This window comes from Saccharothrix violaceirubra, from assembly GCF_014203755.1.
Classification (GTDB): domain Bacteria; phylum Actinomycetota; class Actinomycetes; order Mycobacteriales; family Pseudonocardiaceae; genus Actinosynnema; species Actinosynnema violaceirubrum.
Map to the genome: position 1 here is coordinate 2,088,397 of NZ_JACHJS010000001.1, position 22,700 is coordinate 2,111,096.

Consider the following 22,700-nt stretch of genomic DNA (forward strand, 5'->3'; position numbering starts at 1 on the left):
GTCAGCGCAGGGCGGGGAGCAGTTCCTTCTCCGCCCACTCCAGGAACTCCCGCTGGTGGCCGCCGCCGATCTGGAGCAGCGCCACGTCGCCGAATCCCGCGTCGTGGAAGCCGCGCACGGCCGCTACGACGGCGCCTACGTCGGCGCCACAAGGAATCCGCGCGGCCACGTCCTCGGGCCGCACGGAGGCGGTCGCGCCGGCGAACCCGGCGGGCACCGGCAGTTCCGCGTTCACCGCCCAGCCGTCGCCGAACCAGCGGAACTGGTCGTGCGCCCGTGCCACGGCCGCGTCCCGGTCGGTGTCGAAGCAGATCGGCAACTGGCCGACCTTGCGGGATTCCCGGCCCTGGAACACGTCCCACGACCGGGCGAGGTCGGCGTCCGGCCCGACCGCCACCATCGCGTCCGCCAACGGCGCGAACAGGCCCACCGAGCGTTCGCCGGACACCGCGACCGCGATCGGCACCCGTCGGTCGGGCAGGTCCCACAGCGTGGCCGAGTCCACCCGGAAGTGGCGGCCGACGTAGTCGACGTACCCGCCGTCGAAGAGCTGCGAGATGATCTCCACGGCCTCCCGCAGCATCTCCTGCCGCACGTCGGTCGACGGCCAACCGCGCCCGACGACGTGTTCGTTGAGGTTCTCGCCCGAGCCGAGGCCGAGCGTGAACCGGCCGCCGGAGAGCAGTTGGACGGTCGCGGCCTTCTGTGCCACGACGGCCGGGTGGTAGCGCATCGTCGGGCACGTCACGTAGGTCATCAGCTCGACCCGTTCGGTGACCTGGGTGATCGCGCCGAGCACGGACCACGCGTACGGGGCGTGGCCCTGCTCCGCCAACCACGGGAAGTAGTGGTCGCTGATCACCTCGAAGTCGAACCCGGCGCGTTCCGCGTCCGCCGCGTCGCGCACCAGGTCGCGCGGGCCGGACTGCTCGGTCATGAGGGTGTAGCCGATGCGCACGGTGCCTCCTACGCCGGACCGAAAGGCAGGTCGGACAGGTCGGCGCGGAGCCGGTCGAGTTCGTCGTAGACGGCCGACGCGCCGTGGTCGAGCAGGTCGGCCTCGGCGAATCCCCCGGTGCGCAAGGCGACGCAGGGCAGGCCCGCGCGCCGGGCCGCCTCGCAGTCCCACACCGAGTCGCCGACGACCACGGCCCGGCCGCCCTCGACCCGGTCGAGGGCGGTGGCGATCAGGTCCGGCGCGGGCTTGCTCTCGTCCACGTCGTCCGACGACGTGGACGCCACGTCCGGCACGTCGAGCAGTTTCACGTAGTGGTCGACGTGGCGGCGCTTGCCCGAACTGGCCAGGACGACGGCGAAATCCTTCTCCAGCGCGGTCGTGATCAGCCGGTGCGCGCCCTCGAACGGCCGCACCTCGTCGAGCATCGGCTCGAACTCGGCCTCCCAGGCGGCGCGCACGTCGTCGCCGTGCTCGTCCTCGACGTGCTGTCCGGCGATCTCCGCGACGAGCTTGTCGCCGCCCATGCCGATGGCCCGGTGCAGCTTCCAGGTCGGCACGGTCAACCCGTGGCGGCGGAACGCGCGGAACCAGGCGATCGCGTGGTGGTAGTTCGTGTCCACCAGTGTGCCGTCCACGTCGAGGACGAGCGTGTTGGTCATGCGCCTGGTTTGCCCGGTCGGCGCGGGGACAAACTCAGGTCAGGAACCCCTCGACCAGGCGGAGCCACTCCTTCGGGGTCTCCAGTGCCGGGGCGTGGCCGCTGTCGAGTTCGGCGTACTCGGCGTCGGGGATGGCGTCGGCGAGCGCGCGGCTCGCGGCCGGCCGGACCAGGTTGTCGTGCCGGGTGCCGATGACGAGCGTCGGCGCGGCGACCTTCGCCACGTCGTCGCCCACGTCCAGCCGCTGCACGAGCGCGACCTGCTCGTCCACGCCCGGCGGCAGGGTGAGCTGGATGATCTCCAGGAAGCCCTCGACCTGTTCGGGCGTCATCGCGTGCCGGAACGGGTCGCCCAGGACCAGTTCCATCACGAAGCGGGCCAGTTCGTCGCGGTCGCCGGCGAGCAGTTCGCGCCACCGCCCGGAACGCTCGCGCACGTGGTCGTCGGCGCGGACGAAACCGGACGTCAGGACCAGGCGCGAGACCCGGTCCGGGTGGCGCACGGCCGCGCGCACCGCGACACCGCAGCCCAGCGAGTAGCCGAGGATGTCGACGGTGTCGGTGTCGGCCGCCGCGATGAGGAAGTCGGCCAGGTCGTCGAGTTCCAGCGGGCCCGCGGCGCGCGGGGTCGTGCCCGAACCCGGGAGGTCGGGCGCGAACACCCGTCGGGTGCGGGACAGGGCGGGGATCAGGGGACCGAAGTTGGGGCGGGCGGCGCCGCCTGCCCCGTGGGCGAGCAGGAGTGCGGTGGTCACCCGGCCGATTCTGCCGGTGACCGCCCGGTCACCCGAAGCGCACCCACCGGACGCCGAAGGCACACGCGGTCCGTGAGACCGCGTGCGGACTCGGCGGCGAGTACCGCGACCAGCGCGGGACCGGGCTCGGCGGGTTCCGTGAAGCCCAGTCTGCGGTAGTACGGGGCGTTCCAGGGGACGTGGCGGAACGTGGTCAGGGTGAGCGCGGCCAGACCCTCGGTGCGGGCCCACTCGTCGACGTGGTCGATCAGTGCCGCGCCGATCCGCCTGCGGGCGTGGTCGGGGTGGACGCTGACCTGCGTGACGTGGGCGTCGCCCGCCAGTGGCACGACGGCGATCCAGGCCATCGGGTCCGGGTCGGCGGCCACCCAGACCTCGGCGTGGCGCAACGCTTCCAGGGGCATGGGGTCGTCGTCGGCGATGTCGGTCATGCCGACGGCGCGGAACGGTTCGCCCGAAGCCGTTTCGATGGCCTGGAGCAGGGGGTACTCGTGCGGCTCCGCCGGGCGTATGCGCATGGACGCGACGCTAGTCCCGTCTGCGGAGCCGGTCACCCGGAAATGTCCGAGTGCGTGTTCCAGGGTGCCTGAGTGCGTATTTCGGGGTGCCCGAGTGGAGGACTCGCGGGGTCACCAGGGGACCGGGGTGCCGTGGCGGTCGAGGAAGTGGAGGTGGGGAGCGGGGGTGGGGGTGGGGGTGGTGTGCGCTTCGAGGAGGTCGGCGATCGCGGGGACGGTGTCGTGCGGGTCCAGGGGCGCGTCGGGTCCGCCGAGGCGGGTGCGGTTGTGGCCGGGGTCGACCAGCAGCGTGGTGTGGCCGTCGGCCGCGTGGCGGGTGGCGTAGCCGCGGACGAGTTGGTTCAGGGCCGCCTTGCTCGCCTTGTAAAGCTCGTAGCCGCCTTCGGTGTTCAAGGACACGCTGCCCTGTTCCGACGACATGACCGCGACGGTCCCGTCCGGGCGTACGAGGTCGCGCAGGGCCTCCAGGACGCGCAGCGGGCTCAGCGCGTTGGTGATCATCACCTCGGTGAACACGGCGGTCGGCACCTCGTGGATCGGGACGTCGCCCCGGTCGATCGCGGCGTTGACGAACAGCAGGTCCAGGCGCCGGTCGGCGAGTCGGTCGCGGAGGGCGGTCACCTGCGCGGGCACGGTCATGTCGAGGTGTTCCACGGTCAGGCCGGGTCCGGCGCGCAGTCCGTCGTCCGCGCCACCGCGCGTGGTGGCGACGACCGCCCAGCCGCGGCGGGCGAGTTCCCCGGCGAGGTGCAGGCCCAGGCCCCGGGAGGCGCCGATGATCAGGGCGTGGCGTTCGAGCATGATCGTTCCTTGTCTAGACGCGACGTTGCGTCTAGACAGTAGCACGGGGGCGGCCGGCGGTAGGGTGTGCCGCATGTCCGCCGTGAACCCCCGGCCCCGGGCCGGCAACCGGCGCGACGAGGCCGCGCGCCTGGCCGTGCTGCACGCGGCGGACGACCTGCTCGTGGAGCACGGTTTCGCCGGTCTGACCGTCGAGGCGATCGCCCGTCGGGCCGGCGTCGCCAAGCAGACGATCTACCGGTGGTGGCCGTCGAAGGTGGAGATCCTGCTCGACACGCTCATCGCGGACAGCGAGAAGCGCGTCCCGGTCCCGACCGCGCCGGCCACCGCGGACGTCGTCCTCGGCTACTTCCGGGACTTCGCGCGGTTCGTCGTCGACGACCCGGCCGGCCGGGTCCTGCTCACGCTCGTCGCCCAGGCGCAGCACGACACCTCCGCCGCCGAGAGCTTCCGCACGCGCTACCTCGCGCCGCGTCGCGAGCGGGAACGCGACCTGCTCGCGCGCGCGGTCGACGCCGGCGCGATCTCGCCCCGCCTCGACCTCGACGCCACGCTCGACGCGCTGATCGGACCGGTCGTCTACCGGGCGTTGACGGGTGCGGGCGGGTCGGACGACCTCGTGACCGCGCTCGGCGAAGACCTGCTCGGAAAGCCTTAGCCGGGCGCGAAAGTGCGCTCGACCTCGGCGCCCAGGGCCTCCAGCAGGGTCGCGGCGAACGAATCCGGGGCACGGGGACAGGCCAGGCGCAGTTCGGCGACGCTGCCGGTCGTACCGGCGAGCGCCACCTGGAGCCGGCCGGTGCACGCCGGGTCGGCCAGGGCGGTCCACTCCAGGCGCAGCCGGTCCGGGTCGGCGGTCAGCCGGAGCTGGAACGGGGTGCCGTGCCGGCTCAGGATCAGGATGTCGGCGCGTGCCAGGCCGACCACGGACAGGGGTTCGGGCAGCCAGTCGGTCAGCCGGGCGGGTTCGGCCACGGTGGCGAAGACCAGGTCGGGGAGGGCGGGGATGTCGCGGCGTACGTGGACGTCACTCACGTACGCCGGGTACCCCGGTCCGGTCCCGATCTCACCGGGCCGCGGGCGGGTTGCGGCGCTGCTCGGGCAGCGCCGGTCGGCCCGAGGTCGCGGCGGCCACGTCCGGGAAGTGCGGGAACAGGCGGTCGAGATCGGTCTTGCCGAACACCCGGCGGACGTGCGGCGGCACGGCGGCCAAGCGCAGCCAGCCGCCCGCCCGCTGCGCACGGGCCCGGGTGCGCACGAGTGCGCTCATCGCCTGCGCACCGCAGAACGCGACACCGGACATGTCCAGCACGATCCGGTCCCGGCCCTCGGTGACCAGGCGGTCCAGGCGGTCCAGCACGCGGCGTGCGCCCGCGAGGTCGAGTTCCCCGGTCGCGACCACGACGGCGCACCCCGTGCGATGGGCCTCGACCGACAACGCCAGCATCCTCTTCGTCCCCTTCACGCCACCCGGCTGTAGTCGGTCCCGCGGTCCTCGCCGCGTCCCACCAGGTCGAGCAGCAGGCCCTCCCTGGTCGACCAGGGGCTGATGTCCACGACGTCGTGGCCGGTCACCGTCATGAGCGCCTCGACGACGATCGCACCGGCCGGCGACTGCTCGGCGCGGTGCCGCGAGATGCCCGGCAGCCGGGCGCGCTTGGCCGCCGACATGGCCGCCAGGCGCGGCAGCCACGCCCGCAGGTCGGCCAGGTGCAGCCGGCGCGGCACGTGCGGGCCGTCGCGTTGCGGCCGGGCGCCGGTCAGCCGGGCGAGCTGCTGGAAGACCTTGGAGCAGCCGACCGCGCGGACCGGACCGGTGGTCGTCAGGCCGTTCCGGACGAGGACCTCGCTGAGTTCGGCGCGCACCGCGGCCGGGTCGGTCAGGCCCCGGCGGGTCAGCGTGCGGGCGCCCAGCGGACGCGACGCCACCACGCCGGGCACGGCCGTGTCGCCCCGGGCGATCTCCACGGTCCCGCCGCCCACGTCGAGCACCAGCAGGGGACCGGCGGACCAGCCGAACCAGGCGCGGGCCGCGCGGTAGGAGAGCCGGGCCTCCTGCTCGCCGGTCATCACGCGCAGCGCGAACCCGGTCCGGGCGCGGACCTCGGCGAGCACCTCGTCGGCGTTGGGCGCGTCGCGGACGACCGACGTCGCGAACGGCACGAACTCGGCGACGTCGGCGTCTTCGATCACGCGCAACGCGGTGCGCACCGCGTGCACGACCTCGGTGACGCCGTCCGCGCGCAGCCGGTTGTCCCGGTCGAGCGCGCGGTCCAGGCGCAGGCGCGTCTTGTGGACGAGCACGGGCCGTAGCGGCGAGTCGTCGACGACCACGAGACCGGCGCTGAAGCACCCGATGTCGAGCACACCCACCCGGCCCCGTCTTCCCGTCATCGCGCGCACACCGCCTACAGATTCAGGTACGGCAGGGTGCCCATATCCGACCGGGCTAAACCAGATCAGGTGACCTATTCGGGACGATCTCACCTGAAGTGATCGCGGCCGGGGGAGTGATCGCGGTACGACACTCCTACGTATGGGCGTTGGTCACCCGCATTAGTTTGCGTAGCCCTACGTACCGCAACCCGGATTGTTCCCGTTCGCACCCTGGGTCGAAGGTGGGATCACGGACCGCCACCCCCCTGCACGGCGGCCGACCGGGAACAGGAGAACACCCGATGCGACACTCGATCCGACGGCGGGCGGTGACCGTCTGCGTCGCGACGTCGGCAGTGCTGGCGGTCAACGTCGGCTACGGCTACGCGGCACCGGCCGAGGGTGCGATCCGCGGTGCGAACGAGCCGGGCGCGATCGCGGGCGCCTACATCGTGGCCCTCAAGGACAACGGCTTCGGCGCGGCCAAGGCCGGCGACCTGGCCCGTCGCTACGGCGGCCGGGTCGGTCACACCTACACCACCGCGTCGCGCGGCTTCTCCGTGCGGCTGGACCAGGCGCGGGCCCGCAGGCTCGCCGCCGACCCGGCCGTGGAGTACGGGGAACAGGACGGCATCGCCACCGCGACCGGCACCCAGACCAACCCCACCTGGGGCCTGGACCGCGTCGACCAGAAGGCCCTGCCGCTGGACGCCAAGTTCACCTACGCCAACACCGCGTCGAACGTCAACGCCCACATCGTCGACACTGGCGTGTACAAGCACACCGACTTCGGCGGTCGCGTCGTCGACGGGTTCGACTTCGTCGACAACGACAAGGTCGCCCAGGACTGCAACGGCCACGGCACGCACGTCGCGGGCACGGTCGGCAGCGCGACCTACGGCGTGGCCAAGGGCGTGAAGATCACGGCCGTGCGCGTGCTGAACTGCGAGGGCCAGGGCGCCTGGTCGCAGGTCGTCGCGGGCATCGACTGGGTGGCCAAGAACCACGTCAAGCCGGCCGTGGCGAACATGAGCCTCGGCGGCGGCGCCAACTCCTCGGTGGACAACGCGGTCCGCCGGGCGATCACGGCGGGCGTGACCTTCGCGGTCGCCTCGGGCAACGACAACCGCAACGCGTGCTCCTCGTCCCCGGCCCGCGTGCCCGAGGCGATCACGGTGAACGCGAGCGACCGCACCGACACCCGGTCGTCGTTCTCCGACCACGGCACCTGCACCGACCTGTTCGCGCCGGGCTCGTCGATCACGTCGACGTGGAACAACGGCTCGACGAACACGATCAACGGGACGTCGATGGCGACGCCGCACGTGGCGGGCGCGGCGGCGCTGTACCTGTCGGCGCACCCGGCGGCCACCCCGGCGCAGGTCGCGAGCGCGTTGACCACCAACGCCACCACCGGTGCGATCAAGAACCCCGGAGCGGGCTCGCCCGACCGACTGCTCTCCGTCGGGTTCCTCGGCGGCCGGGTCACCCCGGCGGCCTGCGCCACGTCCGACGGGCCGGACTGCGCGGGTGTCGAGTCGATCAAGGGCAAGCGTCCGCTCGCGCACCGGTGACCCGGTGACCGACCGGGCGGCGTGCCGCTCCCGGCTCGCGCACTCCTCGGCGGGCGCCTCGCCGTGCGCCGCCCGGCCGGTCCACCCGACCGCCGCCGACCCCGCACCGCCCGATCCGGGCGGCGGGCGTTCGTCCCGATGACCGCACCCGCGGCGCGTTCGCACTCCTCTCCCAGCGCGTCGCGGGTGCCTCCACCCCCCTGCACAGTGGAGGAAACCCCATGGGAACAAGGAAGTACGCGGTCGCGGCCATCGTCGTGACGGCGCTCGCGGCCGGCGCGGCACCCGCGTCGGCCGGACCCGCACAGGCCGACTTCGTGCCGGCGACCCGGCCGGTGCCGGGCAGTTTCCTGGTGTCGCTCGAGGGCGGTGACGCCCGGGTCGCCTCGGCGGGCCTGGCGGACCGCTACGGCGGCACGGTCGAGCGGGTGTTCACGGTGGCGATGAACGGGTTCCTGGTGCACGGCCTGTCCGACCGGCAGGCCCGGCGACTGGCCGCCGACCCGGCGGTGCGCAGCGTCCACCAGGACGGCACGTCGCGGCTCGCGGACACCCAGACCAACCCGACGTACGGGATCGACCGGGTGGACCAGCGCGCCCTGCCGTTGGACCGCCGCTACAGCTACAACACCACCGCGGCCACCGTGACGACCTACGTCCTGGACACCGGGATCCGCAAGACCCACACGGATTTCGAGGGCCGGGTGTCCGACGGGTACGACTTCGTCGACGACGACAAGGTCGCCCAGGACTGCCACGGCCACGGCACCCACGTCGCCGGCACGATCGGCGGCAAGCGGTGGGGCGTGGCCAAGAAGACGAAGCTCGTGGCGCTGCGCACGTTCGACTGCGCCGGCACCGGGCCGGACTCGGACGGGGTCGCGGCCATCGAGTGGGTCGCGAAGAACGCCGTGAAACCCGCGGTGGTCAACGGCAGCTTCACGTTCGACACGCCGGGCATCGGCGACGAGGCGATCGGCCGGCTGACCGCCGCGGGCATCGCCTTCGTGGTGGCGGCCGGCAACGACTCGTCCGACGCCTGCGGCGTGGGACCGTCGCGGCACCCCGACGTGGTCTCGGTCGGCGCGACCGACTCGGGCGACAACCGGGCGTACTTCTCGAACTACGGGACGTGCGTGGACGTCTTCGCGCCGGGCGACGGCGTGACGTCGGCGAGTTACGCGAGCGACACCGCGAGCACGTCGATGAGCGGGACGTCGATGGCGTCGCCGCACGTGGCGGGCGGCGCGGCCCTGTACCTCGCGACCAACCCGACCGCCACGCCGGCGCAGGTGCGCGCGGCCCTGACCGGTGCCGCGACGCCGAACGTCGTGAAGAACCGGGGAACCGGCTCGCCGAACCGACTGCTGTACACGGCGGGGTTCGGCGCCTGAGACCGACTGGCGGGTGCGGGTGACGGCGGGGGTGGCCGGGTGCGGCCACCCCCGCCACTCGCGCGGTGCGCGTGGGCGAGGGCCACGCGCACCCGGGATCGTCCGGCGGCGGGACCCCTGTGCGCCCGGTGAGGAGGAACGTCCGATGTGTCAACGCGTCACGTGCCGCAGGTGCGGCAAACCCACGCACGCCGGCTGCGGGCTGCACGTCGAGCAGGTGCTCGTCGACGTCCCGCGTGCGCGGCGGTGCCAGTGCGCGCCGCCGCGTGGCCTGCGCTGGCGGCTGGGGTCGTTCTCGGGCCGCCAGTAGGACGGGGCCCGTGGTGGTCGGGACTCGCACGGTCTCCGGTATCCGTCGGTCGATCCGAGCACGTCAGGCGATGGTCGCCCGCGTCCGGACCGGTGACCCGACCTTCACAACCGCGCGAGTCCTCCACTCGGGCACCCTGAAATACGCACCCGGGCAGGCGGCCCGACCCGAACGCGGGCATGGCGATGCCGATCTGTGGACAGTGCCGAAGGTCCCGCCGCATCGCTGCGGTTCCGCCGTGTCCGGCGGGCGTGCTCCCGCGAAGGATGGGGTCGTCGGAGCACGAACCCTATGAAGGAGCCGGAAGTGCTGTCCGAATCATCCGCCGCCATCGTGCGGGCCACCCTGCCGGTCGTTCGCGCGCACGCCGAGGAGATCACCGGGGAGTTCTACGGCTCGCTGTTCGCCGCGCACCCGGCGTTGCTGAACCTGTTCAACCGCGGCAACCAGGCTTCCCGCAAGCAGCGCGCGGCCCTGGCGTCCGCCGTCGTCGCCTACGCCGAACACCTTGTGGGCGAGGGCGTCGACTACGCGCCGATCGAGGACCGGATCGTGCACAAGCACGTGTCGCTGGGCATCGGCGCCCAGCTCTACCCGGTCGTCGGCCGCTTCCTGCTCGCGGCCGTGGGCAAGGTCCTCGGCGACGCGGTCACAGCCGAAGTCGCCGCGGCCTGGGACGAGGTCTACTGGCTGCTGGCCTGCACGCTGATCGCCGCCGAGGCCCGGCGCTACGCGGAACTCGGCGTCGGCACGGACGTGTGGCGCTCCTACCGCGTGGTCGACCGGGTCGAGGAAGCGGAGGACGTGACGTCGTTCGCGTTCGCGCCCGTCGACGGCGGCCCGCTGCCCGACTTCGCACCCGGCCAGTACGTGTCGGTGCTGGTCGACCTGCCCGACGGCGGCACGCAGCCCCGCCAGTACACGCTGTCGCGCGGCCCGGGGCGGGACACGTTGCGGATCACCGTGCGCCGCGTGCGTGCCATCGACGGCGCACCGGACGGCGTCGTGTCCACCTTGCTGCACGACGACCTCGCGCCCGGCGACGTGGTCCGCCTCGGCCCGCCGTCGGGCGAGAACACCCTGCGCGGCACCGGACCGCTCGTGCTGATCAGCGCGGGCATCGGCATCACGCCGACGGCCGCCATCGTGGACCACCTGTCGCGCACCGACCCGGACCGGCCGGTGGTGGTGGCCCACGTCGAGCGCAAACCCGACCGGCACGCGTTGCGCGGCGAGATCGAGGGGTCGGCGCTGACCAACCTGGAAACCCTGACCTGGTACGGCCGCGAGTCCTTCGACGCGGCCGGCATCCCGTTCCCGGACGGCGCGTCCGCCTACCTGTGCGGCCCGCTGGAGTTCATGCGCGACGTCCGCGCGGCTCTGCTGTCGCGTGGCGTGGACCCGGCCGCGATCCACTACGAGGTCTTCGGTCCCGGCATGCTCGACAGCCGCGTCCGCGCCTGACCCGCGCGTGATCGAAGCGGCCGGACCCGTCGGTCCGGCCGCTTCGTCGTTTCACCATGTTCACGAACCCACCCGTCCCCCATTCACCCTGATTCGGCAAGTCGCGCCGGAGAACGGGTCCCCACGCGATCCGGTCTCACCGCATCGCGCAATCCTCGGTTGCCGGTCCGCACGGCGGCGTGCGAGCATCCGATCGTCTGATTTCCATCAGGCGACAAATCGTGTACCTGGGGGACGCGTGGACCTGACGATGTATCAATTACGCACTTTTTCCGACGTCGCGCGCACGGGCAGCATCACGCGCAGCGCACGGAATCTCGGCTATTCGCAATCGAGCGTCACCGCGCACGTCCGCGCCTTGGAGCTGCGGGTCGGAGCCACGCTCTTCCAGCGGCTGCCGCACGGCGTGCGGCTCACGCGGGCGGGCGAGATGTTCCGCGGTTACGTCGACCAGATCCTGGCCGTCGTGGACAAGATGTCGACCGCGTTGCAGCGCAAGGGCGAGGCGGCCGGGCGGGTCGCCGTCGGCGCGACCGCACCGCTCGTCGACACGCTGGTCCCGCGCCTGGTCGCGGACGTGCAGGGCCGCCATCCGCGGGTGCGCGTGTCGCCGCGCGTGCTCGCCGCGACGGACCTGGTCGCGCAGGTCGGCGACGGTGTCGACCTCGCGTTCACGCTGGACGACCGGACCGTCGGCACGGTGCCGCGCGACCGCGGCGTGTCGACGGCGGAACTGTTCGCGGTCGAGTTGGTCGCGGTGGCCGCGCCCGGCGGGCACGAGGACCGGCTGGTCGCGGCGGACTCGGGCTGCGTGTCGCACCGGGCCCTGGTCCGTGCGGCCAAGGACGGCCGGGTGGGCGATCGGGCCGTGGTCGAGACCGGGTCGGTGGCCGGCGCGCGCGACCTGGTGCTGGCCGGTGCCGGGGTCGCGATGCTGCCGCTGGCCGCGGTCACGCGGCACCTGGCGTCGGGCGCGCTGGTCGAGGCGGCGGGCATCGGGCGGGTGACGCCGGTCGTCACGGCGGTGTGGCCGGACCAGGACTGGACCTCGCCCGCGGTGGCCGCGACGCTGGAGATCGTCCGCCGCCAGGGCGCCCGGATTCTCCGGCCGGAAGGTTCCCGTTAGTTTTCCGGAATGCCGCCGGGTCATTTCAGCCGCGGCGTGGATTCCGCCACCGGGAAAGGCGGAGTCGAGACCATTCGAGTCGGCCGTGCCGCCGGCCCGCTCCGAAATACCCCGTGCGGTCCGCGTCCGACGTGACCGCTCCCGACCAGTGAAGGCCTGCCAGTGGACATACACCCGTCGTGCCGACACCGCATCCCCGTCCGCCGGCAGCGCGCACCGGTCCCCGGGCCTGCCCGACCGGTGGTGACGTCGTGACGGCCGCGTTCCGGGCGGCGCGGGACCTGCTGCTCGCCCACGGCTCGGACCTGGACGCGGCCCGACGCCGCTTCCGGTGGCCGGAGCCGGCGACGTTCAACTGGGCCTCGGACTGGTTCGACGTGATCGCGGCCGGGAACACGCGCACCGCTTTGCGCGTGGTGTCGGGCGGCGAGGACGTGGCGGTGTCCTTCGAGGACCTGTCGCGCCGGTCGGCCCGCGTGGCGAACTGGTTGCGGGCACTGGGGGTCCGGCGCCTCGACCCCGTGCTGGTGCTGCTGCCGAACCGGGTCGAGCTGTGGGAGGTGCTGCTCGCCGCGATCAAGCTCGGCGCGGTGATCGTGCCGACGCACACCACCGCCACGCGGGTCGACGTGGTCGACCGGGTGGAGCGGGCCGGGGTGCGGCACGTGGTCGCCGACGTGTCCCTGGTGGACCGGGTCGGTGCCGTACCGGGCAATCGGATCGTCGTGGGCGGGGCCGTGGCGGGGTGGACGCCGTACGGGCTGTCCCGCACCGCCGCCGGGTCGTTCACGCCGGACGGGCCGACGCCCGCGTCCGACCCGCTGTTCCGCTACTTCACCGCGGGGACCACGTCGTGGCCCAAGATGGTCGAGCACTCGCACGCGAGCCACCCGGTCGGACACCTCAGCGGCATGTACTGGACCGGGGTGCGGCCGGGCGACGTGCACCTGGACGTCTCGTCGCCGGGCGGTGCGTGGAGTTCGTTCTTCGTGCCCTGGAACGCGGAGGCGACCGTCGTGGCGTTGACCCGTGTGCGTCCGCGTCCGGTGCTGGACGTGGTGCGCACCCGCGGGGTGTCGACGTTCTGCGCGTCGCCGGCGGTGTGGCGTGGCCTGGTGGCGCGCGGGCTGGGGGCCCGGCCGCCGGCGTTGCGGGAGGCGACGTCGTCCGGTGAGCCGCTGGACCGGGAGGTGGCCGAGCGCGTGCTCGACGCGTGGGGGCTGGAGGTGCGTGACGGGTACGGGCAGACCGAGACCACCGCGCAGGTCGGCAACCCGCCGGGGCGACCGTCGGCGGGCCTGGGCCGGCCGCTGCCCGGGTACGACGTCGAGGTGCTGTCGCCGACCGGGTCACCGGTCCGCGTCGGCGAGGTCGGGGAGCTGTGCGTGTCCCTGTCGCCCCGGCCGGTCGGGGTGATGCCCGCCGCCGGGTCCGCCGGGCATCACCGGACCGGGGACCTGGTGCGCGCGGCGGCCGACGGGAGCCTGCGGTTCGTGGCGCGCGACGACGACATGGTCAAGTCGTCCGGGCGCCGTGTCTCGCCGGTGGAGCTGGAACAGGTGCTGCTGCGCCACCCGGCGGTCGCGGAGGCGGCGGTGGTCCCGTCGCCGCACCGCCTGGGGGACTGGGAACCCAAGGCGTTCGTGGTGAAGGCCGCCGGGGCGGGTCCGGACGAGGAGGTGGCCGCGTCGGTGTTCACCCTCGTCCGCACCCACCTGCCCGAGGAGAAGCGGGTCGCCCTGCTGGGCTTCGTGCCGTGCCTGCCCCGGACGTCGTCGGGCAAGGTCCGCCGGGCCGCCCTGCGCACGCATTGCGTTCCGCTGCACCGGCCTTAGGAATGCTCACGTGGCGCGGGTCCTGGTCCGGGCGTAGTGGCGGCCGGCCTTCGCACGGTTGCCGCACCCGGCCATCGAGCACCAGCGGCGGCTGCCGTTCTTGGACGTGTCGAAGAAGTGCAGGACGCAGTTCGTGTTCGCGCACGGCTTGATGCGGTCGGCACCGCGGGTGACCAGGTCGAGGTAGTCGCGGGCGGCGAGCCAGCCCGGCAGCCACGCCGGGTCGTCGAGGTCGATCTCCTCGGTGGGGACGCCGGCCACCAGGCTCAGGCGCAGGCGGCCTTTGGCCAGGACGTCGTTCAACGCCGTCGCGTCCACCGGGGACGTGACGGCCGACGTCAGCGCCTCGCGGGTGCGGAGCAGGGCGTCGAGGGTGTCCTGGTCCGCCTCGGCGCGCGAGTCCAGCCCCGCGCTCGACAGCCAGATCGCGAGCCCGTGGAGATCGGACAGGAGGTCTTCGAGGCCCGAGGCGCCCCTCCAGCGGGTGTTGAGCAGGTCGAGCGCCGGCGGTTCGCCGGTCAGGGGGCGGGGGTCGGCCGGGGCGGACCGGTTCCGATCGGTGGACATCGAGCACCTCCGGACGCGAACCCTACTTCTCACCGGCCAACTGTGTTTGAGTGGTTGACGGGCCTGGTCTAACTCTCTAACCTTCGATCACAGGTTAGATCCTTCCCGTGACGGAAAGGCAACGAGATGGCGCTCGCCCGCCCGAACGTCGGCCACGTCGGTCTCAACGTGACCGACGTCGACCGCTCGATCGGCTTCTACCGGCAGGTGTTCGGGTTCGAGGTCCTCGCCGAGGGCAAGGAGGACGGACGCCGGTTCGCCTTCCTCGGCACCGCCGACCGGTTGGTCATCACGCTGTGGCAACAGGCCGAAGACGCGTCCGACCCCTCGCGCGCCGGGCTGCACCACCTGTCGTTCCAGGTCGACACGGTCGACGAGGTGCGCGCGGCCGAGGCGACGCTGCGGGACCTGGCGGTGACGTTCCGGTACGACGGCGTCGTCCCGCACGGCGAAGGCGCCGACTCGGGCGGCATCTTCTTCTTCGACCCCGACGGCATCCGGCTGGAGATCTTCGCCCCGTCCGGCGCCGGTGCCGCCGACGCGCCCACGGCCGGTGCGCCCACCTGCGGGTTCTTCTAGCCGCCATGGTCGACTACCACCGGGGGGAACGCGCGGTCCAGGACCGGGCCGGGCTGGCGGAGGTCGCGGGCCGGTCGGGCCGGAGCATCCGGACGGCGGTCCCGGACGTGGCCGCCGCTTTCCTGGCCGGGCAGCCCGTGCTGTTCCTCGGCGCCGAGGACGGCGCCGGCCGCCTGTGGACCACGATGCTCGCGGGGGAGCCGGGTTTCCTCGGGGTCCCCGATCCGCACACCGTCACCGTCGCGGCCCGGCCGGTCGACGTCGACCCGCTCGGCGCCGCCCTGGCGGGCGTCGCCCGGGTCGGCATGATCGCGATCGAACCGTCGTCACGGCGGCGGATGCGGGTCAACGGCGTGTCGCGGCCGGACGGGGACGGCCTGGTCGTCGCCGTCGAGGAGGTGGTCGCCAACTGCCCCAAGTACATCCAGCGCCGCGATCCGGTCGCCGGCGGGCCCGGGACCGCGCGGGTGGTCGCCCGGGGCACGGCGCTCGACGGTCGGTGGCGCGAGCGCGTCACCGCCGCGGACACGTTCTTCGTGACCACGGCGGCCGAGGACGGCCGGGCCGACACGTCGCACCGCGGCGGCGGTCCCGGTTTCGTGCGGGTCCTGTCGCCCACCGTGCTGGAATGGCCCGACTACGTCGGCAACGCCATGTTCCTCACGCTCGGGAACCTGGCGGTCCGCCCGGACGCCGGGCTGCTGTTCCCCGACTGGGTCGAGGGCGCCGCGCTGCACCTGTCGGGCACGGCCGTCACCGACTGGTCGCCGGAGGCCGCGGCGCGGCATCCGGGCGCACGTCGGGTGGTCCGGTTCACGGTGTCCGACGTGGTCGAGGTCGGCGGGCACAGCCCGTACCGGTGGAGTGCGCCCGAATACTCCCGTTTCAACCCGGAGAGCGCCTGACGCTCCGAATGTCCTTCATGGACTGTCGCCCGTCCGGTGCGGTGTTCGTCGTCGTGGCACCGGCGAGGACGGGGTGGCACCGCCTGGCCATCCACAGTGGACTGTGGGGTCAGGCGGTCGCCGACGCCACCGACTCGTGGATGTGCATGACCTCGGTCAGCTCGGTCAGCCGGAACAGCTTGTGCACGGAGGGCTGGAGTGCCGCCATCCGGAACTGCCCGCCCGTCCCGTCCAGCCGGCGGTGCCAGTCGAGCATCAGCGACAGGCCGGTCGTGTCCATGAACGGCACCCCGCTCAGGTCGACCACGACGCGGTCACCGGGCGTCTCCTCCAGGTGGTCGGACAGCACGGGCACGGTGTCGGCGTCCAGCTCGCCCGACACCGCGACGACCGTCCAGTCGCCCCTTACCTCATTGCGTACCCGTAGGTCCATGGAGCCCGTGCCTTCCCGCGCGAGGGGTCTCGCGCCGCCACCGATCGTGCAGCACGGCGCCCGTGGGCGCGACCACTGGGTGGTGGAAGCGGTGGATGTGCGACGATGCGGTGACGGCCGATCAACGGGAGGGGATGTGCGCAACGAGCCGGCGACGCCGGTGGCGGTGACCCTGCCCGCGACAAGCGGTTCCTCGGCGCAGGCGCGTCGGGTCGTCGTCCAGGCGATCGAGGCGTGGGACCTGCCCGGTGACCTGGCCGAGGACGCCGAACTCGTGGTCACCGAGCTGGTGTCCAACGGCGTCGACCACGCGAGCGGACCGCTGGAGCTGACCGTCACGCGCACCCGCACGGGCATCCGCGTCGAGGTCGCCGACGGCTCGTCCGACCTGCCGGTGCGCCGGCCGGTCGAGGTCGACTCGGTGCGCGGCCGGGGCCTGATCATCGTCGAGTCGCTGAGCACGTCGTGGGGCGCGACCCCGACGGCCCGGGGCAAGGTGGTCTGGGCCGAACTGTCCGGCTGACGGGTCAGTCCTGTTCGACGCCGAGGTAGAAGGCGATCAGCCGGAGCAGGTGCTCGGTGTCGACGGGCTTGGTCACGTAGTCCGTCGCGCCCGAGGCCAGGGACTTCTCGCGGTCGCCCTTCATCGCCTTGGCGGTCACCGCGATCACCGGCAGGTCGGCGTACCGGGACATGGCACGGATCGCGGACATGGTCGCGTTGCCGTCCAGCTCCGGCATCATGATGTCCATCAGCACCAGCGTGACGTCGTCGTACTGCTCCAACGCCCGCACGCCGGTGATCCCGTTGTCCGCGTAGATCACCTGCAACCCGTGCAGCTCCAGCACGGAGGTGAGCGCGAAGACGTTGCGCAGGTCGTCGTCGACGATCAGCACCTTCTCGCCGTGGAACCGCATCGGCACCGGCGGCAGCTCCGGCACGAGTTCGGTCGACGGCGGCTCGGGCAGCGCGGCCTCCACCACCGGCGGCACCAGGCTCTGGTCGCCCAAGGGCAGGAACAGGGTGAACGTCGACCCCACGCCCGGCTCGCTGCGCACGTCCAGCCGCCCGTCCAGCAGCGTCGCCAGCTCGCGGCTGATCGACAGGCCCAGGCCCGTGCCGCCGTACTTGCGCGACGTCGTGCCGTCGGCCTGCTGGAACGCCTCGAAGATCACCGACAGCTTGTCGGCCGGGATGCCGATGCCGGTGTCGTGCACGTCGAACGCGGCGCCGCCGTCGGCGAGCCGGATGCGCAGCCGGATCTCCCCGTCGTGGGTGAACTTGACCGCGTTGGACAGCAGGTTGCGCAGGATCTGCTGCACCCGGTGCTCGTCGGTGTGCAGCGTGGACGGCACGTCCTCGTCGACCGTGACGCCGAACGCCAGGTGCTTCTCGGCGGCCAGCGGCGAGGTCATGGCCTTGACGTAGGCGACCACGTCCGCGACCAGCACGCTCTCGCTCTGCACCTGCATGTGCCCGGACTCGACCTTGGTCAGGTCGAGGATGTCGTCGATGAGCTGGAGCAGGTCCGTGCCCGACGAGTGGATCGTGCGGGCGAACTCGACCTGCTTGGCGTTGAGGTTGCCGTCGAGGTTGTCGGCCAGCAGTTTGGCCAGGATCAGCAACGAGTTCAGCGGTGTTCGCAGCTCGTGCGACATGTTCGCCATGAACTCCGACTTGTACTTCGACGCCGACGAGAGCTGCCGGGCCCGCGCCTCCAGCTCCACCGAGCCCGCGCGCAACTCCTCGGTGAGCCGCTGCGACTCCACCAGCAGGCTGTCCGTGCGCGCGTTGGCCAGCATCGTGTTGACGTTGACCCCGATGTTCTCCCGGAGCTGGTCGAGCAGGTCCAGGTGCACGCCGGTGAACTCGCCGAACGAGCCGAGTTCGATCACGCCCAGCGTCTCGCCCTGGAACACCACCGGCAGGATCACCAGGTTCGCCGGGGGCGCCGAACCCAGGCCGGAACCGGTCTCCAGGTAGCCCGGCGGCACGTCGCGCACCAGCACGGTCTTCTTCTCCACCGCGACCTGGCCGATCAGCGACTCGCCCCGGGCGAACCGGGTCGGCCGCCCGCCGCGCGGCTGGTAGCCGTAGGTCGCGGTGAGTTCCAACGCGTCGGACTCGCCGTCCACCAGGAAGAACGCGCCGTGCTGCGCGGACACCAGCGGGGTCAGCTCGCTCATCACCAGCGACGCCATGGCGTTCAGGTCGCGGTGGCCCTGCATGAGGCCCGACAGGCGGGCCAGATTGGTCTTGAGCCAGTCCTGCTCCTGGTTGGCCCGGGTGGACACGCGCAGGTTGCCGATCATCCGGTTGATGTTGTCCTTGAGGTCGGCGACCTCGCCGGACGCGTCCACGGTGATCTGCCGGGTCAGGTCGCCGGCGGTCACGGCCGTGGCCACGACGGCGATCGCGCGCACCTGCCGGGTCAGGTTCCCGGCCAGCTCGTTGACGTTCTCGGTGAGCTTCTGCCAGGTGCCGGACACGCCCTCGACCTCGGCCTGGCCGCCGAGCTTGCCCTCGGTGCCGACCTCGCGGGCGACACGGGTGACCTCGTCGGCGAACGACGAGAGCTGGTCGACCATCGTGTTGATCGTGGTCTTGAGTTCGAGGATCTCGCCGCGCGCGTCGACGTCGATCTTCTTGGACAGGTCGCCCTTGGCGACCGCCGTGGTGACCTGGGCGATGTTGCGCACCTGCGAGGTCAGGTTGTTCGCCATGAAGTTGACGTTCTCGGTCAGGTCCTTCCACGTGCCGGCCACGTTGGGCACGCGGGCCTGGCCGCCGAGGATGCCTTCCGTGCCGACCTCGCGGGCCACGCGCGTCACCTCGTCGGCGAACGCGCGCAGCGTGTCGACCATGCCGTTGATCGTGTCCGCGAGCACGGCGATCTCGCCCTTGGCGTCGACCGCGATCTTCTTGGACAGGTCGCCGCCCGCGACCGCCGTCGCCACCGCGACGATCGACCGCACCTGCGTGGACAGGTTGTCCGCCATGCCGTTGACGTTGTCCGTGAGGCCCTTCCACGTGCCCGCGACGCCGGGCACGCGGGCCTGGCCGCCGAGTCGGCCGTCGGTGCCGACCTCGCGGGCGACGCGGGTGACCTCGTCGGCGAAGGACGAGAGCTGGTCGACCATCGTGTTGATGGTCGACTTGAGTTCGAGGATCTCGCCGCGCGCGTCGACGGTGATCTTCTGGGACAGGTCGCCGCCCGCGACGGCCGTGGTGACCTGGGCGATCGACCGGACCTGCGCGGTGAGGTTGTCGGCCATGAAGTTGACGGAGTCGGTGAGGTCGCGCCAGGTGCCGGCGACGCCCGACACCTGGGCCTGGCCGCCGAGTCGGCCGTCGGTGCCGACCTCGCGGGCCACGCGGGTGACCTCGTCGGCGAACGCGGAGAGCTGGTCGACCATCGTGTTGATGGTCTCCTTCAACTCCAGGATCTCGCCGCGCGCGTTCACGGTGATCTTCTGGGTGAGGTCGCCGCGCGCCACGGCGGTGGCGACCTGGGCGATGTTGCGGACCTGCGAGGTCAGGTTGCCCGCCATGAAGTTGACGGAGTCGGTGAGGTCGCGCCAGGTGCCGGCGACGCCGGGTACCTGGGCCTGGCCGCCGAGTCGGCCGTCGCTGCCCACTTCGCGGGCGACGCGGGTGACCTCGGCGGCGAAGGACGAGAGCTGGTCGACCATCGTGTTGATCGTGGTCTTGAGCTGGAGGATCTCGCCGCGCGCGTCCACGGCGATCTTCTGCGACAGATCGCCCTGGGCGACGGCCGTGGTGACCTGGGCGATCGACCGGACCTGCGCGGTGAGGTTGTCGGCCATGGAGTTCACGTTGTCGGTGAGGTCGCGCCAGGTGCCCGCGACGCCCGACACCTGGGCCTGGCCGCCGAGTCGGCCGTCGGTGCCGACCTCGCGGGCGACGCGGGTGACCTCGGCGGCGAAGGACGAGAGCTGGTCGACCATCGTGTTGATGGTGTCCTTGAGTTCGAGGATCTCGCCGCGCGCGTCGACGGTGATCTTCTGGGAGAGGTCGCCCTGGGCGACGGCGGTGGCGACCTGGGCGATGTTGCGGACCTGCGAGGTCAGGTTGTCCGCCATGAAGTTCACGTTGTCCGTGAGGTCGCGCCAAGTCCCGGCGACGCCGGGCACCTGGGCCTGGCCGCCGAGTCGGCCGTCGGTGCCGACCTCGCGGGCGACGCGGGTGACCTCGTCGGCGAACGCGGAGAGCTGGTCGACCATCGTGTTGACGGTGTCCTTGAGTTCGAGCATCTCGCCCGCGACCGTCACCGTGATCTTCTGGGACAGGTCGCCCTGGGCGACGGCGGTGGCGACCTGGGCGATGTCGCGGACCTGCGCGGTGAGGTTGTCGGACATGAAGTTGACCGAGTCGGTCAGGTCCTTCCAGGTGCCCGCCACGCCCGGCACCTGGGCCTGGCCGCCGAGCCGGCCGTCGGTGCCGACCTCGCGGGCCACGCGCGTGACCTCGCCGGCGAACGTGCGCAGCGTCGCGGTCATCGAGTTGAAGCTCTCCACGACGGCCGCGACCTCGCCGCGCGCGGCGACCGTGATCTCCTGCGACAGATCGCCCTGCGCCACGGCCGCGAGCACCCGGCTCAGCTCGGCGGTCGGCCGGGTCAGGTCGCCGATCAGGCCGTTGACCGCCTCGACCGCGAGGTCCCAGCCGCCCGGACCGGTGCCGGGGGAGAGGCGTTCGCCCAGCCGGCCCTCGACGCCGACCGCCTGCCGGACGCGCATGAGTTCGCCCACCAGCCACTGGTTGCGCTCGGCGATCTCGTTGTAGACCTCGGCGAGTTCGGCGGCCCGCGGGTCGCGCGGCACCGGCAGCCGACGGCGGAAGTTCCCGTCCCGCATCTCGCGCATCGCGGCGACCAGCCGGTCCAGGGTGATGTCCGTGTCGTCACGAGCGGTCGTCACACGAACCTCCGATGTCAGCGGAACCGCCCCAAGCCTGCCACTGTTGAGGCAACCTTGTCCGATAGGTTGGCGTCGACCCGACACGCAGGGAGCCGTGATGGCCCAGGGCTACCGGCAAGGCGCCGACACGGGCCTCGACCCGGAGTCCTGGCGCCGGCTCGTCGACGGCTTCGACGAAGCCGTCGTGGTCGTCGACCCCGCCGGCGTCGTCCGGCTGGCCAACCCGCTCGCCGCGACACTGTTCCGCCCCGGCATGCCCGAGGGCCGGCGGCTCGACCTCGGCGGCGGCTGGACCGCGTGGTTCCGGGCGAGGGCGGATTTCCTGGAACGCGCGTCGCAGCGCCTGGCCGTGCTCACCGACCGCGCCGAGACGCTGCACGCGATCGTCGAACTCGCCCCCGCCGACCACGCCGTGGTCGTGGTGCCCGGCAGCCGGGGCCGGCTGGAGTGGTGGCGGCGCACGGCGGCGGGCGCGCAGGTCGGCCGCACCACCCGCCAGGCCGCGTCCGCCGTGCCCGGCCTGGCCGAGGCCCTCGCGGGCGTGCCGGGACCGGTCGAGGTCGACGCGCTCGGCGACCTGCCGTGGGGCGCGACTGAGGCACCCGGTGTCGCCGTGTCGCTGGGCGGCGGCGGCGCGCTGGTGCTGTTCGGCGCGGGCGACGCGGAGTTGACGCGGCGGTTCGCCGAGCGGTCGGCGGCGGCGTTGGACGCGGCCGTGCGGTTCGGCGAGCGCGAACGCACCGTCGAGGTGCTGCGGGCGCCCCTGCTGCCGCCCGCCCTGCCGGAGATCGCGGGCGTGCGACTGGCCCGGCTGTACGAGCCCGCGCACCGGCGGGACCTGGTCGGCGGCGACTTCTACGACGTGCACCCGCGTGAGGACGGCGGCGCGGTGTTCGTGCTCGGCGACGTGGCGGGCAACGGGTTGGATGCGGCCGTGCACGCCGGGCGGGTGCGGCAGAGCCTGCACACGCTGTTGCTGGTGGAACAACGCCCGGCGCGGCTGTTGGCGTTGCTGGACACGGCATTGCGCGCGGCGGGCAGCAGGTTGTTCACGACGCTGGTCGCCGGTTCCCTGGTGCCCGTGCAGGCGGGCGGCCTGCGGCTGGTCCTGGCGGCGGGCGGCCACCCGGCGCCCCTCGTGCTGCGGGCCGACGGCCGGGTCGACGAGATCGCGGTGCACGGCGGCATCGTCGGCGTGCTGCCGGAGGCGCGGTTCAACCAGACGGCCGTGCTGCTCGCGCCGGGGGACACCCTGCTGCTCTACAGCGACGGGGTGACCGAGGCCCGCGCCCACGACGACCGGCAGGAACTGTTCGGTGACAAGCGTTTGCGCACCGCCCTGGCCGACTGCGCGGGCCTGCCGGCCGAGGCGGTGGCCGAACACCTGCGCCGCGTGGTGTTCGGCTGGCTCGGCGACGCGGAGCACGACGACGTGACGATGCTGGTGGTGCAGGCCGAGCCGTGACGTCGGCGGGGCGGGCGTGGGCCTGTTCCGGTGACTCCGGAA

Annotated in this window: 23 protein-coding genes; 12 read left to right on the plus strand and 11 right to left on the minus strand. The window is 72.7% G+C overall.

Translation table 11 applies throughout. The features are described 5' to 3' along the window. Position 1 precedes the first annotated feature (1 nt). From F4559_RS10420 to F4559_RS10440, 5 genes are all read right to left on the minus strand, one after another. Complete coding sequence (locus F4559_RS10420) at positions 2–958, minus strand: TIGR03557 family F420-dependent LLM class oxidoreductase (RefSeq protein ID WP_184667958.1); 957 nt, start codon at positions 956–958, stop codon at positions 2–4. An 8-nt stretch (positions 959–966) separates the two neighbouring features. Beyond that, the gene (locus tag F4559_RS10425; RefSeq protein WP_184667960.1) at positions 967–1,617 is read right to left on the minus strand and encodes an HAD family hydrolase; all 651 of its coding nucleotides are present in this window, start codon (positions 1,615–1,617) and stop codon (positions 967–969) included. A gap of 34 nt (positions 1,618–1,651) precedes the next feature. After that, positions 1,652–2,371, minus strand: coding sequence for an alpha/beta fold hydrolase (locus F4559_RS10430; protein ID WP_312865566.1), 720 nt, complete (start codon positions 2,369–2,371; stop codon positions 1,652–1,654). Then, positions 2,368–2,889, minus strand: coding sequence for a GNAT family N-acetyltransferase (locus tag F4559_RS10435; protein WP_184667962.1), 522 nt, complete (start codon positions 2,887–2,889; stop codon positions 2,368–2,370). The genes F4559_RS10430 and F4559_RS10435 overlap by 4 nt, the downstream gene beginning before the upstream one ends. A gap of 111 nt (positions 2,890–3,000) precedes the next feature. Continuing rightward, the gene (locus tag F4559_RS10440) at positions 3,001–3,690 is read right to left on the minus strand and encodes an SDR family oxidoreductase (RefSeq protein WP_184667964.1); all 690 of its coding nucleotides are present in this window, start codon (positions 3,688–3,690) and stop codon (positions 3,001–3,003) included. 73 nt (positions 3,691–3,763) lie between these two features. Here F4559_RS10440 and F4559_RS10445 point away from each other — a divergent pair, with 73 nt between their 5' ends. Then, positions 3,764–4,348: a TetR/AcrR family transcriptional regulator gene (locus F4559_RS10445; RefSeq protein ID WP_184667966.1), complete on the plus strand. Its 585-nt coding sequence runs from the start codon at positions 3,764–3,766 to the stop codon at positions 4,346–4,348. Here F4559_RS10445 and F4559_RS10450 read toward each other — a convergent pair. Genes F4559_RS10450 through F4559_RS10460 form a run of 3 tightly spaced genes read right to left on the minus strand, consistent with a single transcriptional unit; the run spans position 4,345 to position 6,084 of the window. Further along, on the minus strand, positions 4,345–4,725 hold the full coding sequence (locus tag F4559_RS10450; protein WP_184667968.1) for an SRPBCC family protein: 381 nt from the start codon (positions 4,723–4,725) through the stop codon (positions 4,345–4,347). The genes F4559_RS10445 and F4559_RS10450 overlap by 4 nt on opposite strands. A gap of 31 nt (positions 4,726–4,756) precedes the next feature. Then, on the minus strand, positions 4,757–5,155 hold the full coding sequence (locus tag F4559_RS10455; protein WP_312865567.1) for an STAS domain-containing protein: 399 nt from the start codon (positions 5,153–5,155) through the stop codon (positions 4,757–4,759). Next, positions 5,152–6,084, minus strand: a complete 933-nt coding sequence (locus F4559_RS10460) for a Ppx/GppA phosphatase family protein (RefSeq protein ID WP_184667970.1) — start codon at positions 6,082–6,084, stop codon at positions 5,152–5,154. Before F4559_RS10460 ends, F4559_RS10455 begins: the two co-directional genes overlap by 4 nt. A gap of 284 nt (positions 6,085–6,368) precedes the next feature. On the opposite strand from F4559_RS10460, the gene F4559_RS10465 reads away from it, so the two are divergent. From F4559_RS10465 to F4559_RS10495, 7 genes are all read left to right on the plus strand, one after another. Beyond that, a complete protein-coding gene (locus F4559_RS10465) occupies positions 6,369–7,640 on the plus strand; it encodes a S8 family peptidase (RefSeq protein ID WP_184667972.1) in 1,272 nt (423 codons plus the stop codon). A 4-nt stretch (positions 7,641–7,644) separates the two neighbouring features. Next, entirely contained in the window at positions 7,645–7,782 is a 138-nt protein-coding gene (locus F4559_RS10470; RefSeq protein ID WP_184667974.1) for a hypothetical protein, read from the plus strand. Positions 7,783–7,861: 79 nt separating this feature from the next. After that, entirely contained in the window at positions 7,862–9,034 is a 1,173-nt protein-coding gene (locus F4559_RS10475) for a S8 family peptidase (RefSeq protein ID WP_184667976.1), read from the plus strand. 145 nt (positions 9,035–9,179) lie between these two features. Then, positions 9,180–9,344, plus strand: a complete 165-nt coding sequence (locus F4559_RS10480; RefSeq protein WP_184667978.1) for a DUF8730 family Cys-rich protein — start codon at positions 9,180–9,182, stop codon at positions 9,342–9,344. Between the two features lie 306 nt (positions 9,345–9,650). Next, positions 9,651–10,808, plus strand: a complete 1,158-nt coding sequence (locus F4559_RS10485) for a globin domain-containing protein (protein ID WP_184667980.1) — start codon at positions 9,651–9,653, stop codon at positions 10,806–10,808. Between the two features lie 238 nt (positions 10,809–11,046). Further along, positions 11,047–11,934, plus strand: a complete 888-nt coding sequence (locus tag F4559_RS10490; RefSeq protein ID WP_184667982.1) for a LysR family transcriptional regulator — start codon at positions 11,047–11,049, stop codon at positions 11,932–11,934. Positions 11,935–12,185: 251 nt separating this feature from the next. Continuing rightward, complete coding sequence (locus tag F4559_RS10495; protein ID WP_184667984.1) at positions 12,186–13,769, plus strand: AMP-binding protein; 1,584 nt, start codon at positions 12,186–12,188, stop codon at positions 13,767–13,769. 6 nt (positions 13,770–13,775) lie between these two features. Here F4559_RS10495 and F4559_RS10500 read toward each other — a convergent pair whose 3' ends face one another. Continuing rightward, entirely contained in the window at positions 13,776–14,336 is a 561-nt protein-coding gene (locus F4559_RS10500) for a CGNR zinc finger domain-containing protein (RefSeq protein ID WP_184667986.1), read from the minus strand. Between the two features lie 126 nt (positions 14,337–14,462). Here F4559_RS10500 and F4559_RS10505 point away from each other — a divergent pair, with 126 nt between their 5' ends. Further along, the gene (locus F4559_RS10505) at positions 14,463–14,915 is read left to right on the plus strand and encodes a VOC family protein (protein WP_184667988.1); all 453 of its coding nucleotides are present in this window, start codon (positions 14,463–14,465) and stop codon (positions 14,913–14,915) included. A 5-nt stretch (positions 14,916–14,920) separates the two neighbouring features. Further along, positions 14,921–15,820: a pyridoxamine 5'-phosphate oxidase family protein gene (locus F4559_RS10510; protein ID WP_184667990.1), complete on the plus strand. Its 900-nt coding sequence runs from the start codon at positions 14,921–14,923 to the stop codon at positions 15,818–15,820. A gap of 109 nt (positions 15,821–15,929) precedes the next feature. Here the strand turns inward: F4559_RS10510 and F4559_RS10515 are convergent, their stop codons facing one another. Beyond that, complete coding sequence (locus F4559_RS10515; protein ID WP_184667992.1) at positions 15,930–16,253, minus strand: STAS domain-containing protein; 324 nt, start codon at positions 16,251–16,253, stop codon at positions 15,930–15,932. 136 nt (positions 16,254–16,389) lie between these two features. Here F4559_RS10515 and F4559_RS10520 point away from each other — a divergent pair, with 136 nt between their 5' ends. After that, on the plus strand, positions 16,390–16,776 hold the full coding sequence (locus tag F4559_RS10520; RefSeq protein ID WP_184667994.1) for an ATP-binding protein: 387 nt from the start codon (positions 16,390–16,392) through the stop codon (positions 16,774–16,776). 4 nt (positions 16,777–16,780) lie between these two features. Here F4559_RS10520 and F4559_RS10525 read toward each other — a convergent pair whose 3' ends face one another. Continuing rightward, on the minus strand, positions 16,781–21,193 hold the full coding sequence (locus tag F4559_RS10525; RefSeq protein WP_345017473.1) for a hybrid sensor histidine kinase/response regulator: 4,413 nt from the start codon (positions 21,191–21,193) through the stop codon (positions 16,781–16,783). A 97-nt stretch (positions 21,194–21,290) separates the two neighbouring features. On the opposite strand from F4559_RS10525, the gene F4559_RS10530 reads away from it, so the two are divergent. Further along, a complete protein-coding gene (locus tag F4559_RS10530) occupies positions 21,291–22,658 on the plus strand; it encodes a PP2C family protein-serine/threonine phosphatase (RefSeq protein ID WP_184667996.1) in 1,368 nt (455 codons plus the stop codon). The last annotated feature ends 42 nt before the right edge of the window (positions 22,659–22,700 follow it).

Excerpts from the sequence above, each read along its gene's own strand:
- F4559_RS10530 (WP_184667996.1), top strand. The coding sequence starts at position 21,291 with ATGGCCCAGGGCTACCGGCAAGGCGCCGACACGGGCCTCGACCCGGAG.
- F4559_RS10510 (WP_184667990.1), top strand. The coding sequence starts at position 14,921 with ATGGTCGACTACCACCGGGGGGAACGCGCGGTCCAGGACCGGGCCGGG.
- F4559_RS10440 (WP_184667964.1), bottom strand. The coding sequence starts at position 3,690 with ATGCTCGAACGCCACGCCCTGATCATCGGCGCCTCCCGGGGCCTGGGC.
- F4559_RS10465 (WP_184667972.1), top strand. The coding sequence starts at position 6,369 with ATGCGACACTCGATCCGACGGCGGGCGGTGACCGTCTGCGTCGCGACG.
- F4559_RS10475 (WP_184667976.1), top strand. The coding sequence starts at position 7,862 with ATGGGAACAAGGAAGTACGCGGTCGCGGCCATCGTCGTGACGGCGCTC.
- F4559_RS10445 (WP_184667966.1), top strand. The coding sequence starts at position 3,764 with ATGTCCGCCGTGAACCCCCGGCCCCGGGCCGGCAACCGGCGCGACGAG.
- F4559_RS10435 (WP_184667962.1), bottom strand. The coding sequence starts at position 2,889 with ATGCGCATACGCCCGGCGGAGCCGCACGAGTACCCCCTGCTCCAGGCC.
- F4559_RS10480 (WP_184667978.1), top strand. The coding sequence starts at position 9,180 with ATGTGTCAACGCGTCACGTGCCGCAGGTGCGGCAAACCCACGCACGCC.
- F4559_RS10425 (WP_184667960.1), bottom strand. The coding sequence starts at position 1,617 with ATGACCAACACGCTCGTCCTCGACGTGGACGGCACACTGGTGGACACG.
- F4559_RS10515 (WP_184667992.1), bottom strand. The coding sequence starts at position 16,253 with ATGGACCTACGGGTACGCAATGAGGTAAGGGGCGACTGGACGGTCGTC.
- F4559_RS10500 (WP_184667986.1), bottom strand. The coding sequence starts at position 14,336 with ATGTCCACCGATCGGAACCGGTCCGCCCCGGCCGACCCCCGCCCCCTG.
- F4559_RS10460 (WP_184667970.1), bottom strand. The coding sequence starts at position 6,084 with ATGACGGGAAGACGGGGCCGGGTGGGTGTGCTCGACATCGGGTGCTTC.
- F4559_RS10505 (WP_184667988.1), top strand. The coding sequence starts at position 14,463 with ATGGCGCTCGCCCGCCCGAACGTCGGCCACGTCGGTCTCAACGTGACC.